The sequence below is a fragment of the Capnocytophaga sp. oral taxon 863 str. F0517 genome, from assembly GCF_000466425.1.
GTDB lineage: Bacteria > Bacteroidota > Bacteroidia > Flavobacteriales > Flavobacteriaceae > Capnocytophaga.
On the sequence record NZ_KE992162.1, the window covers coordinates 30,881 to 46,005 of the forward strand.

Annotated in this window: 7 protein-coding genes and 1 pseudogene; 7 read left to right on the top strand and 1 reads right to left on the bottom strand. The window is 43.3% G+C overall.

Annotated features, from left to right (window positions below; all coding sequences use genetic code 11):
• Positions 1–34 precede the first annotated feature (34 nt).
• Positions 35–2,962 carry a M16 family metallopeptidase gene (locus tag HMPREF1551_RS08150; RefSeq protein WP_021628620.1) on the top strand — a complete coding sequence of 976 codons (2,928 nt, stop codon included), beginning with the start codon at positions 35–37 and terminating at the stop codon, positions 2,960–2,962.
• Positions 2,963–3,128: 166 nt separating this feature from the next.
• Here HMPREF1551_RS08150 and HMPREF1551_RS08155 read toward each other — a convergent pair whose 3' ends face one another.
• Positions 3,129–4,355 (bottom strand): MFS transporter, encoded by a 1,227-nt coding sequence (locus tag HMPREF1551_RS08155; RefSeq protein ID WP_021628621.1) that lies wholly within the window; start codon positions 4,353–4,355, stop codon positions 3,129–3,131.
• A 127-nt stretch (positions 4,356–4,482) separates the two neighbouring features.
• Here HMPREF1551_RS08155 and HMPREF1551_RS08160 point away from each other — a divergent pair, with 127 nt between their 5' ends.
• From HMPREF1551_RS08160 to HMPREF1551_RS08185, 6 genes and pseudogenes are all read left to right on the top strand, one after another.
• Entirely contained in the window at positions 4,483–5,076 is a 594-nt protein-coding gene (locus tag HMPREF1551_RS08160) for an outer membrane beta-barrel protein (protein WP_021628623.1), read from the top strand.
• 76 nt (positions 5,077–5,152) lie between these two features.
• Positions 5,153–6,679 (top strand): glutamine-hydrolyzing GMP synthase, encoded by a 1,527-nt coding sequence (guaA, locus tag HMPREF1551_RS08165; protein WP_021628624.1) that lies wholly within the window; start codon positions 5,153–5,155, stop codon positions 6,677–6,679.
• 24 nt (positions 6,680–6,703) lie between these two features.
• On the top strand, positions 6,704–8,092 hold the full coding sequence (locus HMPREF1551_RS08170) for a dipeptidase (protein WP_021628625.1): 1,389 nt from the start codon (positions 6,704–6,706) through the stop codon (positions 8,090–8,092).
• Positions 8,093–8,265: 173 nt separating this feature from the next.
• Positions 8,266–8,514: a hypothetical protein gene (locus HMPREF1551_RS08175; protein WP_021628626.1), complete on the top strand. Its 249-nt coding sequence runs from the start codon at positions 8,266–8,268 to the stop codon at positions 8,512–8,514.
• A complete protein-coding gene (locus HMPREF1551_RS08180; protein WP_021628627.1) occupies positions 8,504–8,827 on the top strand; it encodes a type II toxin-antitoxin system YafQ family toxin in 324 nt (107 codons plus the stop codon). The genes HMPREF1551_RS08175 and HMPREF1551_RS08180 overlap by 11 nt, the downstream gene beginning before the upstream one ends.
• Positions 8,828–9,073: 246 nt before the next feature.
• Positions 9,074–15,125, top strand: a pseudogene (locus HMPREF1551_RS08185) (gliding motility-associated C-terminal domain-containing protein); the annotation flags it as partial.

Consider the following 15,125-nt stretch of genomic DNA (forward strand, 5'->3'; position numbering starts at 1 on the left):
AAATCACTAACTTTGTACCTTTAATAAATTATTTATGTTGAAAAGAAATCTATTCTTAGGTATTTCTGCAATCGCCTCTTCCCTGAGTGTTTTCGGACAAAACTACCAGTGGAAGGAAGCAGAGAGTGGGGGATATGCTTATCGATATGTAACTAATGACCCTACTCATGCGCGTTTCTATACGCTCAAGAATGGTCTTACCGTCATACTAAGCCCCACCAACAAGGAACCCCGTATACAATGTTATGTAGCGGTAAGGGCAGGGAGTAAGACCGATCCGGCTACTCATACCGGGCTGGCACACTACTTGGAGCACCTGCTCTTCAAGGGGACGGATAAGTATGGCACCTTAGACTGGGCAAAAGAAAAAGTAGAGCTCGATAAAATAGATGCCCTCTACGAAAAGTATAACAAAACCAAAGACCCCGAGGAGCGTAAAAAAATCTATAAGGAAATAGACCGAGTATCGGGTATTGCCAGCCAATATGCGATTGCCAATGAGTATGACAAGATGATGACCTCCATGGGAGCCCAAGGCACCAACGCCTTCACCTCTTTCGAGCAAACCGTCTATACTGATGATGTGCCCTCCAATGCCTTGAACAAATATATAGCTGTACAGGCCGAGCGCTTCCGCAATCCTGTATTGCGTATCTTCCATACCGAATTGGAGGCTGTATATGAGGAAAAGAACCGTTCCTTGGATAACGATGGAAGCTTGGTACTGGAAACTCTCTTGGCCAATCTCTTTCAAAAGCATAACTATGGCCAACAGACAACCATAGGTACCGTGGAACACCTCAAAAATCCATCCTTGATAGAGATACGCAAGTACTTCAATACCTATTATGTGCCTAACAATATGGCAGTAATTCTCTCTGGGGACTTCAATCCGGATACCGCCATTGCTACCATTGATAAGGCTTTTTCTTATATGAAGCATAAGGAGGTACCCCAGTATACTTTTGAGAAAGAAGCCCCTATCACCAGCCCTATTATCAAGGAAGTGGTAGGCCCCGATGCCGAGAGTGTGACCCTTGCCTACCGCTTGCCCAGCACTCAGGAGAAGGAAGCCCTTTTGGCCAACCTCATTGGCTCAATCCTTACCAATGGCAAGGCAGGACTGATTGACCTGAACCTAGTCAAGAAGCAAAAGCTCTTGCGTGCAAGTGCTTACCCTTATTTGCTCGTGGATTATGGCATGCTCTATATCTCGGCTGCTCCTTCCCAAGGTCAGTCTTTGGATGAGGTGAGAAAATTGATAATCAATGAGATAGAAAATCTGAAGAAAGGAAATTTTGATAACGACTTGCTCCCTTCTATTGTCAATAACTTCAAGAAGGATGTGATACAAGATGCCGAGACCTATAGTGGACGCGCCAATATGCTTATGCGTGCCTTTACTTCAAAAATCGACTGGAGAGACCAAGTAGCTTATGTGAATGATATTCAGAAAATTACCAAAAAGGATATCGTTGATTTTGCTAATAAGTATTTTGGGGACAACTATGTGGCTGTCTATAAGAAAAAAGGAGAACGTACCGATGTGGAGAAGATAGAAAAACCAGCTATTACCCCTGTGGAAACCAATGCTGGCAAGCAATCCGAGTTTGTTAAGCAAATCCAAGCGATGCCTAGCACTCCTGTGGCGCCTGTTTTCTTGGATTACAATAAGGATATGCAAAAGGGCAAACTCGGTAAGGCTGAGGTGCTCTATGTACAGAACAAGGATAACGACCTTTTCCGCTTGAATTTCCGTTATAAAATGGGCTCTCTTAATGACTTGAAGATGGCCGTTGCGGCTCAATATATACAATTCTTAGGTACTGATAAGAAGTCAGCCGAGCAGATTTCTAAGGAGTTCTACAAGATCGCCTCCAGCTTCAGGGTGACAACCAATGAGGAATATACCTACGTGACGATAGAGGGCTTACAAGAGAATTTCCAAGCAGCAGTGGCGCTCTATGAGGATTTGGTACTCCATGCCAAGGTAGACGAACAGGCACTCCAGTCCCTAAAGGCTCGTATTGTCAAATACCGTACAGATGTGAAGGCCAACCGAAACCAAATCATGCAGGCGCTGACCAGCTATGCTCTCTACGGCCCTAAGAATAAGTACAATCATGCCCTTTCCAATGCACAGTTGGAGGCCACTACAGCAGAAGAGCTCGTCGATAGAATCAAAAAGCTCAACGAAGTAGAACAAACCATTATCTATTACGGCCCTGCTTCTCTCAAGCAGCTTACCCAAAAGCTGGCCAAGCTACACAAAGTGCCCACTGAATTTGCTCAAGTGCCACCAGCACAAAGGTTTGAACAGCTTACCCCAACCCAAAACAAGGTACTCTTTACCGATTACGAGATGGTACAGGCCGAAACCCGTTGGGTTAGAAATACAGATACTTACAACCCTGCTGAAACCACTCTTATCCGTGTATTCAACAACTATTTCGGAGGAAGTATGAGCTCCTTGGTCTTCCAGACCATTCGTGAGAGTAAGGCCTTGGCTTACAGTACTTATGGAACGTACCGCATTCCTGCCAAAAAAGAAGATAAGTACTATATGCTTGCCTATGTAGGGGCACAAGCCGATAAGTTCCAAGAAGCGATCTCGGCTATGAATGAGCTACTGACTACTATGCCAGAGATACCCGACAACTTCCAGTTGGCAAAAGGGCAATTAAAGCAAGATATACAGACCGATCGTATCACTCAGGACAATATCATCTTCAGCTACTTAGCTGCACAGCAGTTGGGATTGAAGGAAGATATCCGAAAGAAGGTCTACGAACAGGTAGATAAGATCACCTTCAAGGATATCCAAGCCTTCCATAATAAGTACCTCTCTCACAAGCCTTATACCTATGTAATTTTGGCCTCCGAGAAGAGACTTCCTAAGGAAGAACTTCAAAAAATAGGCGAATTTAAGAAAGTAAGCCTCGAAGAATTGTTTGGATTCTAAGATAGTGACCAATGACCAATGACCAGTGATTAGTGACCAATGACTAGTGACCAATGACTAGTGACCAGTGACTAGTTATTAGTGACTAATAATAAATGACAAGTGACTAACGATTAATAATCAGAAAGATATTAGTCGTTAGTCACTTGTCATTAGTCATTAATCGTTATTCACTTAATTTCGTTTTTACTTTCCTCAAGTTTGGCAAGAAATAAGCCGCAAGCCCCATCAAAGGGAGGAAGGAACATACCTTATAGACGAAGGTAATGCTAGTCATATCAATGAGCTTGCCCAGTATGGCCGAGCCTAAGCCCGCCATCCCGAAGGCTAAGCCGTAGAAAACTCCTGAAATCATCCCAATTTTCTTGGGTAACAGCTCTTGAGCATAGACTAAGATAGAGGCAAAAGCCGAGGAGATGATAAAGCCAATGAGGACTACTAAAACGGCGGTCGTTTGCGCATCGGCATACGGGAGCCATAGGGCAAAAGGAGCCGTGCCGAGGATGGAGAACCATATGATAAACTTCCTGCCCACTCTGTCACCGAAGAAGCCCCCAATGAGGGTGCCCGCCGCTGCTGCTCCTAAGTAATAGAAGAGGTAGAGCTGTGCCTGAGCGTGGGTGAAGCCGAAGGTCTTGATAGTATAGAACTGTAGGTAGTTGCTGATGCCTGCGGTATAGAAGTTTTTGGAAAAGACTAAGAACATTAGGATAATCAAGGAGTTGCGTATCTGGGCATGGGTTAGGTCGGGTAGGGGGATCTCTCGTTTTTTGAGTGCCTGTGCTTGTCGGATTAGCTTCTTACGCCAGGAGGCTATAAAAAATAACACTACGATGGCAAGCATCGGAAAGAGGACGAACCAAATGAGACGTTCTAAGTGGCTTTCTTCGACCAGCTGCCCATGGGTTATTTTCTTGGTAAAGACAATCAGAATGACTAATAGAGGCGCTAAGGCAGTACCAGCATTGCCGCCAAGCTGAAAAACAGCCTGGGTGAAGGAGCGCTTGCCCCCTGAAGCCAAAAAGGCAATACGGGAGGCCTCCGGATGGAAGATGGAAGAACCGATCCCTACAAAAATAACAGAAAGGAGCACTAAGGCATAGCTATTGACCCAGGAGAGCAGTCCGATACCTAACGCACTGAAGGTCATTCCTACGATTTGGGCATAGGGTTGAGGATGTTTGTCTGTATAAGCACCTACCAAAGGTTGTAAAATGGAGGCCGATACCTGATAGCAGAAAGTAATTAGCCCTATCTGTGCCATAGAGAGGGCAAACTCCTGCTTGAGTGCTGGGTAGATGGAGGGAAGTACCCCCTGTAGTAAGTCATTCAGCCCATGGGAGAGGGAAATGAGAATGATGATCAGGTAGTTGGTAGTTTGTCTGTTTTCCATGATAAAAGGATTAGGAATGCAAAAATACGAATTATATGACTTTTTTCTCCTTTTTAAAAAGATTTTTTATAAACCATTTTTATTTCTGAAAGAATATTGTTATCTTTGCCACGAATAAGCGTTTGCTATGAGGAAGGTCATTTTATCTTTTCTATGCCTATTTTCTCTATGTCTGCAAGGGCAAGAGCAGGAGAGTAATGTACGAGTAGGAGCGAAGGCCGGGCTTTCCTTGGCTACTTTCTCTCGAGGTTTTTTCTACCAGCAGGAGGATTTCACTTACCTGCCCAGTCTCTATGCGGGGGCGACCCTCTCGGTACGTACGGATCGTACCCTTAGCGGCAAGCTGGAGCTACTCTATTCCGGGCAGGGAGCTCGTCATCGGGAGCATTATACGTCGGCCTATGCAGGAGACTATTCCACCGCTTATCTCTCCTTGGGCTATATCATTCACTTTCGCTTATTCGAACATCTGTACTTGGATGCAGGGCTGACCACTGACCTTCTAATCAAGAAAGATAGCAAGGTACCCTCTCCTAAAACCTTTGATGTAGCTGGACTGGTAGGGGTGGAAGTACCTCTCTTTTCCTTCCTAAGCCTTGAGGCACGAGCCAAATCGGGTAGGGGAGGTATCAACAATTATACGGATTACTATGGAGGTACCCCCTTCAATACCGATCTGAATAACTTAGTATTGCAAGTGGGAGCAGTATACTACTTTTAAAGTTTTGAGTTTTGAGTTCTTAGTTAGTTTGGAACTCAAAACTCAAAACTCAAAACTCAAAACTCAAAACATGTAAATGGATAAAGTACTTATTTTAGATTTTGGTTCTCAATATACACAGCTGATAGCCCGCCGGGTGCGGGAGCTCAGTGTCTATTGTGAGATACACCCTTATAATCATCTTCCGGAAGGGGTGGAAACATTCTCGGCAGTCATCCTTTCGGGTTCGCCTTTTTCGGTGCGTGCCAGTGATGCACCACATCCGGACTTATCGCTCTTCAGGGGCAAGAAGCCAATCTTGGCGGTTTGCTATGGGGCGCAATACTTAGCCCACTTCTTCGGTGGCGAAGTGGCTCCTTCTGATGTGCGCGAATATGGCCGTGCTCACTTGGTTTATCTCAAGGAGAACGAGCCTTTCCTTACCGATATTCCTGCCCAAAGTCAGGTATGGATGAGCCATAGTGATACCATCAAGACCCTCCCTACCGGAGGGGTGCGCTTGGCCAGTACACCCGATGTGGAGAATGCAGCCTATCGCATAGAGGGGGAGGATACCTACGCCATACAGTTCCACCCCGAGGTATATCACTCCACCGATGGCAAACAGTTCTTGGCTAATTTCCTCTTTAAAATAGCCAAACTTACCCCGTCTTGGACAGCGGACAACTTTATCGAAAGTACCGTGGCAGCACTCAAAGCCCAAATAGGCAAAGAAAAGGTGGTCTTAGGCCTCTCCGGAGGGGTGGACTCCACAGTGGCTGCCGTTCTGCTCAACAAAGCCATTGGCAGTCAGCTCCATTGTATCTTTGTCAATAACGGCCTTTTGCGCCAAGGGGAGTTTGAGAGTGTTTTAGCTCAATACCAAGGCATGGGGCTTAATATCAAGGGGGTAGATGCCTCCGCGGAGTTCCTTTCGGCCTTAGCGGGCATCACCGATCCGGAGGCCAAGCGCAAGACTATAGGACGTGTCTTTATAGAAGTATTTGATAAGGAAGCCCATCAGATTACCGATGTAACCTACTTGGCACAGGGGACTATCTACCCCGATGTGATAGAGTCTGTCTCCGTCAAGGGGCCATCGGCGACCATCAAGAGCCACCACAACGTAGGTGGTTTGCCCGATTATATGAAGCTCAAAATAGTAGAGCCTTTGCGTACCCTCTTCAAGGACGAAGTGCGCCGCGTGGGAGCCTCCTTGGGGATTCCTGCTGAGCTGCTGGGGCGCCACCCATTCCCAGGGCCAGGCTTGGCTATTCGTATCTTAGGCGATATCACCCCAGAGAAGGTCGCTACCCTTCAGCAGGTAGATGCCATCTTTATCAATGCACTCAAGGAAAATGACCTATACGACAAAGTATGGCAAGCAGGAGCAATCCTATTGCCAATCAATAGTGTTGGGGTAATGGGCGATGAGCGTACCTATGAGAAGTGTGTAGCCCTACGAGCGGTGGAAAGCACTGACGGGATGACAGCTGACTGGGTACACCTGCCCTATACCTTCCTTCAAAAGGTCTCCAATGAGATTATCAATAAGGTAAAAGGGGTCAATCGAGTGGTGTACGATATCAGTTCCAAACCACCTGCAACCATAGAGTGGGAGTAATAATAATTATTAATTGTTAAAGACGTGGATATAAAAACTTACATTGAGCAGAACAAAGATCGCTTTCTTGGCGAGTTGTTCGAGCTATTGCGTATGCCTTCCATCAGTGCGGATTCGGCATACAAATCTTCTATCGAAGACACTGCCAAATGGGTAAAGGAATCCCTCCTAAAGGCTGGTTGTGACAAGGCAGAAATCTGCCCTACAGCTGGCAATCCGGTGGTATATGCAGAAAAACACGTAGGTGATGGACTGCCTACCGTATTGGTATATGGCCACTATGACGTACAACCTGCCGTGCCTTTGGAGCTTTGGGATACCGACCCTTTTGAGCCAGTTATCAAAAAGACCCAAACCCATCCTGATGGTGCCATCTTTGCCCGTGGCGCTTGTGATGACAAGGGACAGATGTTCATGCATGTCAAGGCACTCGAATATATGGTCAAGGAAGGCAAACTCCCTTGTAATGTGAAGTTTATGATCGAGGGTGAAGAAGAGGTTGGCTCCAAAAACTTAGGGGCTTTCGTACAAGCCAATCGCGAGAAACTCAAGAATGACATCATCCTGATCTCCGATACCAGTATTATCGCTAACGATGTGCCATCAGTAACCTTAAGACTACGTGGGCTTAGCTATGTAGAGGTAGAACTTATCGGCCCTAACCGTGACCTACATTCCGGTGTATATGGAGGTGCCGTACAGAACCCTGTAACCGTACTGAGCCAGATGATTGCTAAGCTCTATGATGAGAAGAACCGTATCACTATTCCTCATTTCTATGATAAGGTGAAGGAGCTCCTACCAGAAGAGCGCCATATGTTTGCCCAAACACCTTTCTCTTTGGAGGACTACAACAAAGACTTAGGTATAGCTGAGGCCAAGCATGAAGAAGGCTATTCAGTATTGGAGAGCGCTACTATCCGTCCCGCCTTGGATGTCAATGGTATATGGGGCGGTTACACCGGAGAAGGTGCCAAGACCATCATCCCTAGCAAGGCCTATGCCAAAATATCGATGCGCTTGGTACCCGACCAAGACAGCAAGGAAGTGGTAAGCCTATTCACCCAATATTTTGAGCAGATTGCTCCTAAGGGGGTGACAGTCAAGGTAAAAGACCTAAGTGGAGGCCCTGCTTATGCAATGGATATAGAAAACAAAGGCTACAAGGCAGCCGAAAAAGCTATGGAAAAGACCTTTGGTAAGGCTCCTATTCCTGCTGCAGAAGGGGGAAGTATCCCTATCGTTGCCCTCTTCGAGAAGGAACTCGGCACCAAATCTATCCTTATGGGATTCGGCCTCGACTCCGACCTTATCCACTCACCCAACGAACACTATGGTCTGTTCAACTTCTTTAAAGGCATAGAGACCATTCCATACTTCTATGAGTACTACAGTTCAATGACTAATGACTAATGACTAATGACAAGTGACTAATGACCAATGACAAGTGACTAATGACCAATGACAAGTGACTAATTTCCACACGAGGATTCGTCATTGGTCACTGGTCATTGGTCACTAATAAAGTTTGGTATTATTTTTGTGGCTCTAAAGTGAGTCCTATTTAAAAAAAAAAAATTATATCTATGAATACAACAGCCTTAGAAGTATTTATCAAAGACGTAGATATGCCGCTCTTTCAGGCATTATTTGATAAGTTCAAAGTAAAGACAAAGGTGCTAACAGCTCCTTTCAAGAGAGAGTTGCCTATAGAAAAAGCTATTCCTAACGAGGAAACTCACTTGGCCTTTATGGAGGTGAAAGAAAAAGGACATCTTTTGAAAAGATACAAGGACGCTAGGGAGCTATTTAAAGATATTGATAATGGAGACTGAAGAAAAAGAAGAAGAGATATTATTTGAAATCGCAGTAACCTCATCCTTTAAAAAAGATAAGAAAAAGATTGCAAACAGTCCTTCAAAGATAGAAAAACTATTATCTTTGATAGATATATTACAGTTCAAAGGAGTAGAAGGAATACCTTCTTATATGAAACCTCACCAACTGACAGGGCAATACACAGGATGTTTGGAATGTCATATAGAATCAGATTTATTGCTCATATGGATACAGAATGAGGATGAAAAAGTAATATACTTGATGAGATTAGGAACTCATTCTGAACTATTTGGAAAAATAAAAAGATAAATTTTTAGCAACTAACAACAAGTGACCAGTGACTAATCTTTGTGTGAAAATTAGTCACTGGTCACTTTTCATTTTTCACTTGTCGTTTGTCACTATAAAACGGGGATATTTAAAACAAAAACAAAAACCAAAAAAATAATAAAATTTTGTTGCTGCTTTTTGATAACTTTTTTGCCGAAAAAGTTTGCAAATATATCGAAAAATGTATTATTTTTGCGCTCGAATTATTAAATAAATTTTCTCATAATGAAGAAAAAAGTAGAAAAACTAACAATTAAAAACGTTAAGTGGCTGATTTTCATGCTATTAACCTTCTCTACGGGAGCTGTATGGGGGCAGGTAACTATTAATAGTGTAATAGCTCAGTCGCCGGTACATTTTGCAGAAAATAGTGATTTCTCTGTAGGAGAACTGACTATTTCCTTTAATATGCCTACGGGGAAAACTTCGGGAGAGTTGCAAGTAAACTTGGCATCAGGAATTGAGTATATGTCTGGTACAGTAACTGCTACTGGGGCTACTGTATCCCTCAAAACGGGTTCTACTGATGCCAATAAGCCTGTCTTCACCCTTACAGGGGCTTCAGGCAGTGTAGCAGTGAAGTTCAAGCGTAAGGCGACTAAGGCAGTGCTTACCAACCCTGCCCTTGCTGGAGGCTTACAAGATGAGGCTGTACTTACCGTACAAGGGTTAGCTCCCAGTCCAGCGGTTAAGAATACAGCTCCTTATGTATTACCACGTCCTACATTGGTAGTACAGCTACCAACCAATCAGACTGATGTGTTGGGAACACGTACTGAAACTTTTGATATTCGCAATACAGGGAATGGTATAGTGAAAGATGTATATTTCTCTATTGCCTATGACCATAGGGATGTAGTAGGGCTTAGTGTGTCTCACAATGGTACGCCACTTACTCAAGTAGGAACAGTACCTACAGGACTTCCTAATGCAGGGAAGCCTATCTATAAAATTGCTAATGCCAACTTGGCAAATAACGGAGTAGTTACTATTACCGAAAAATATACCGTAGACAAATGTACCACAGGTAGGCAAAACACCTATTATGCTTATTGGGGAAGTGGTATTGCAAATAGTAATGATATTTTTGAAACTAATTCTAATACTAGAAACATTAGTGTAAGCACAGGTACGCCTATCATTAAATACAATGGTAGTAATGCCTTTACCTATTTTGAATGGAAAAATGGTTTTTGTGGAAATATTTTAGGAACTTATTATGTGCGTTATGATAATGTAACAGCTGATGCTAAAGGGACGGCTTATAACTTAGAGATACGCCTTTTTGATGCAGATGAGAGTCAGAAATTTAGCCGCTTTGAGCCAGTTGACATTCGCTTGATAGCTAAAAATGGTACGACTATTCCCCTTGCAGCTACTCTAGATACGGGAGACACGCGTCGTATATCGCTCAGTAACTTGCCTGCTTTATCTGATGCTTCATTAGGCGCTACAGATTTTGGACTTACTGATGCAGATAATGATGGCTTTAGAGATGACCTTAAAAAAGGAGACTATTTTCAGATTGCTTTTGATTTAAAGAAAAAGGAAGGTATTACTTGCCTGCAGCCACGAATAGGAGTAAGGAATTTTTTAAGTATACAGCCCAGATCTCAAGTGCTCTCCAGCAATGTATGTGGAGATCTTATTCCTTCCGAGCAACATATTTTGGACTACAGCACCTTACGAGTGTACTTCAATGGGGTAAATGATGCTTCTAAGCTGCCTGCTCAATTGGTACAGAATGTACCTTCAGCAGCTTATATCGCCCCTGGAATGAACTGGCCTTCCCTTGGAGCAGGGCAAAGACTTAAAAATGGAAATGCTGTAAATGTTGAACGTCAGTTCAAATATGTAATAACAACTCCTGCTGGGATGAAGCTACAGAATGTGAAGCTCTATAGCAAGGCAAACGTATTTGGTGTTTCAACAGAGGCAGCAGTTAACCAGCCTGATATAGAGCCAAATAGCACGAGAACAATTATCACTAATAATCAACCTTCAGACAGTCCCTTCGGTACACCTGGTTATCTTACTTTCGATGTGCTTTTGCAAAATTGTAATGGAGGTACCGCTCCTATTACCTATTCAGTATATATGATGCTTAAGAATGGGGATGGAACCTATTGTGATATTCCTTTGGTTTGTAATCAAGTTACTAATGTACCTACTATTTGTTCTACACCTTGCGCCATACAAGGGCCACGTATGCTCAGCACTAAGGTAGAGCGTGCCGACAATTCATATGGATGGAAAGACCATACGATGGCCATTAGACAAACACGTGCCAATGTATCACCTATAGAGCGTATGCGTGCCCTCTACTTAGATGATATAGAGTTTATCTCAGAAGGACAACAGCATGTTAGCAAAACCGATACCAACCTTTTCTATTATGTAAAGGTCGAAAAAACAGCCGAGTTAGAACCTAAAAAGATAACCCTTAAGGTAAATGGTGGATCTGAACAGATCCTTATAGCCACGACTAATAACCCTATGAGAGGAACCAATGCAGCAGGTAAGAAATACTTCCGATGGAATCTGACTTCGTTATTGCCCGCAGGTACTCTTGTCGCAGGAGCTACTTTCAGCACAGTGGCTACCTACCAAGTGAAGAATGCTAACAACTCTAATAGTAATGACCGAGCTTTGGATGTACAATCGGGTACAGAATCATTTTTTTATACACTTGACAACCCTACCACTGATACAAATATCAATGCAGAAGGTTATCATACAGCACAAAAACACTGTGGGACGAACCTAACGCCTGTATTTTATATAGCTGAAACACGACATTTGTTGGCTACGAACCGTTATACAGAGCTTTCAGGTTGTGATGCAGCAACTTTGGGTTCAAATCTTATTTATGCAGCACGTAGGTTCAAGCCAGGAGGAACTTATTTTTCACAAGAATTCCGCCCTGCTCGTCTTATCAAAAAGATAACGATTAAGATGCCTAGTGCTTACCAAATCAAAAACATGCAGTTTACTTATACTTATAAGATGGGAGCCGCTACTGCTGCAACAGTAGATATGAGTAAGCTTATCATGACCGATGATGGTACTTGGAAAACTTATACCTATGAGAATCCTCCTAAAGGTACCCTAGGATATTTGCCTCCAGGAATGATAACCGTAGAGAATGAATATAATGAGTATATAAAGGCTTTCATACAACCTTCTTGTAAGGCTAAAACGGTAGATGTTAACAAGACGATAGGACAGCAAGAGGCAGAAGCCCTAACAAAGCAAGAGAAAATAGACTCAAAGATAGAGTATGAGGATTTCTATTATCACTATGCAGACACAGGTGATTCTTCTGTTGCTGTTGATCTTCAGAATGATCGTCCTATACTTTTTGCAGCAAATAAGAAACCAGAGATTACCATAGAGGCTATATCACAATTAACTGTAAAAGCTAATAAGCGTACCATGGAGGCTACCTTCAAGCTTAAGAATGCTAAGAGTTATGATGCTCCTTTCGGCTGGATCTCTGTTCCTGATGTAGCAGGTATTGAGGTACTCTCCTTAGAAGAGACTACCCCAGGTAATACGTATACTTATATTGCTAAAAATACTATTACAGGAGAAAAAATGTTCTTTCTTAGTGATAAGGGGAATGATGGTAAGGTTCTTAAAAATACAGAGCGCCAGTTCAAGCTCAAGTATAAGATTACCAACTGTGCTGCTGCCCTACAGCTAAAAGTATATGCAGGTTGGAACTGTAATGAGAATCCTACCTCAGGTTATCGCAATACTTGTAGTGATAAGTTTATTACCTATAATATAGCTATAGCACTAAGCAAAAAAGAAATTGCTGCGGACCCAGGGAACCCAGGAGAGAATGATCCTAATAAGAAAGGAAGTATCCCTATGTGTACAGCAACTCCTTATACCTATGTTATTAATAGTGCAGAAGAAGGGGATATTTATAATGCTAAATTGGTAGTAACTCAAGGAAATGGGATTACCATATCTAATGTACAAGTAGAATATCCTTTGGGGGGTACTGTATATACAGTAGGTACCGGTGCTGGAAAAATCCTACATACACAAAGTGGCAATAGGCATACTTATGATATTAGTAACATATTGCCAGAAGGAAGTTTGCCCGGTTCTCTTAATGAACCTAATAATGCAAACAAACGTAAATTCAAACTTACTTTTGATGTAACTCCTGATTGTGATTTCTCAGCAGGTTCGTCCTTTGATATTGATATAGAGGGTAATAACCTTTGTGGCACCTCAGCTGAAGGGGATAAGACCCGTGCTATTATTGCGGGTATTGCTGGAGTGAATATCAATGACTATACTATTACATTGGATCCGCTGACCTATGTAAGTGGTAATGGAACCCTATGTGGCGGTGGTGTTGTTTATAAAACGCGTGTAACGGTAAATAGTAGTAACTCAACTTTCCAAATGGGGCCTAATGCACGCCTAAGATTTACCATTCCAGAAGGCTATGAGTTAGCACCTTCGTTTGCACGTTACTATGGAAGGACACCTTATGGTCCAGGAGCACTTTGGGCGAATCCAGTAAGAAAACAAGCGGAAGAGAAAACATTGGCCAGTGGTAGTGAGTTGGTGATGGAGATTCCTGCAGGGATGAAGAACGGACAGTTCTTTGAGTTTGGTATTCATATAATACAAAAAGCTGATGCCTTGATAGATTGTGATATCACTAATCCAAAGAAACTTAAGGTGATTGCCACTGATACCAAAACAGGAGTGATGTGTGGTGTAACAGCTTGTCCACCTATGACGGTGAGTACTTCCAAAGAAGAAAAGGTAGTGATAAAGAACGAACGTCCAAAACTGTCTCTTAAAGATGTCTCTGCTACCTCCACTGCACAAGCAGGTAAGGAAAATCTCACTATTAAGTATAAGATAGAGAATGGTACGGGGACGGATGTTGCCACTTTTACTAATAGAACCGCAAAGGCCGCTCTTTATTATGATGCTAATCATAATAATATAGTGGATACAGGAGATATCAAGCTCACCGATCATACGACCTCCGCACTGACCTTAGCTCAAGGAGCTACCTCTGATGAGCAAAGTTTTACTTTTGCGGTGGATCAGGATAAGGTATGTCGCTTGCTCTTAGTGCTTAAAAATGAGGATAATGTATGTCTCTGTGGAGATGTAGTGGCTTCCATCACTGCTCCTACACAGCTAACGGGATTGGTAGATAATATTACGGTTTGTGAGAGCGAAACCAAGAAAGTAGCCTATAGCGCAGCTGGAGCTTCCTATGACCAATATACTTGGACAGGTAAGACGGCCAATGATAAGCTTGATTACCTATCTGCAGCAAATGTAAAGGAACCAAACTTCCATTACAATGGTACTAAACTCACTACCACTCAGACCTTTACCTATGTACTTACAGTAAAGCGTACCAATGGTTGTGAAGCAACGCAGGAGGTAAAGATAACCGTACAACCGGCACCGGGTATTGCTAATATATCTGTGGCTCCTTCTCCTTATTGTCCTGGGGATACCGCTGAGAAGCTTACCGTAACGCCCACTACCTATGGGGTGACAGGTACCCTTTCCTATCAGTGGTATAGAAACACCACCGATAGCAATACAGGGGGAACCGAAGTAGGCACCAATAGTGAAAACTATACACCAGAGACTGGCTCTTCAGCAACCTTTTACTATTATGTAAAGGTAACCAATAGCACTTGTGGCGAAGTGATCAGTAATACGATAAAGGTGGTGGTAAAGCCAACTCCTGACCAGCCAACCGTAAGCGAACATACGGCCGCTACTTGTACGACAATCAGTAAGGCTAAGATTACTAATGTGAAGCCTACCACCCAAGTGGCCAGCTATACCTTTGTCAATACAGAAACCAATAGAACGGTATCCGCTACCGTGGATAGAACCACTGGGGAGATATCTAACCTACCTGTAGGTAAATATAGGGTAACGGCTATCCAAGAGGGTTGTGAGAAACAGTCCGGTGAGTTCGAGATTGAAGGCTTCAAAGCTAAGCCCGAAAAGCCTAAGGTAAGCACCGAAGCCCAATGTGATAACCCAAGTAAGGCCGAGATTACCAATGTGAAGCCCGACACCGAGGTGACAGCCTATACCTTCAAAAATGTAGAGACCAGCGCCATAGTAACCGCTACTGTGGATAGAACCACTGGGGAGGTCTCTGCCTTGCCTGTAGGTAAATATAAAGTGACGGCTACCAACTCCGATGGTTGTACCCAGGAATCTGACCTATTTGAGATCAAGGCCGCCAAAGGCCATCCCGACA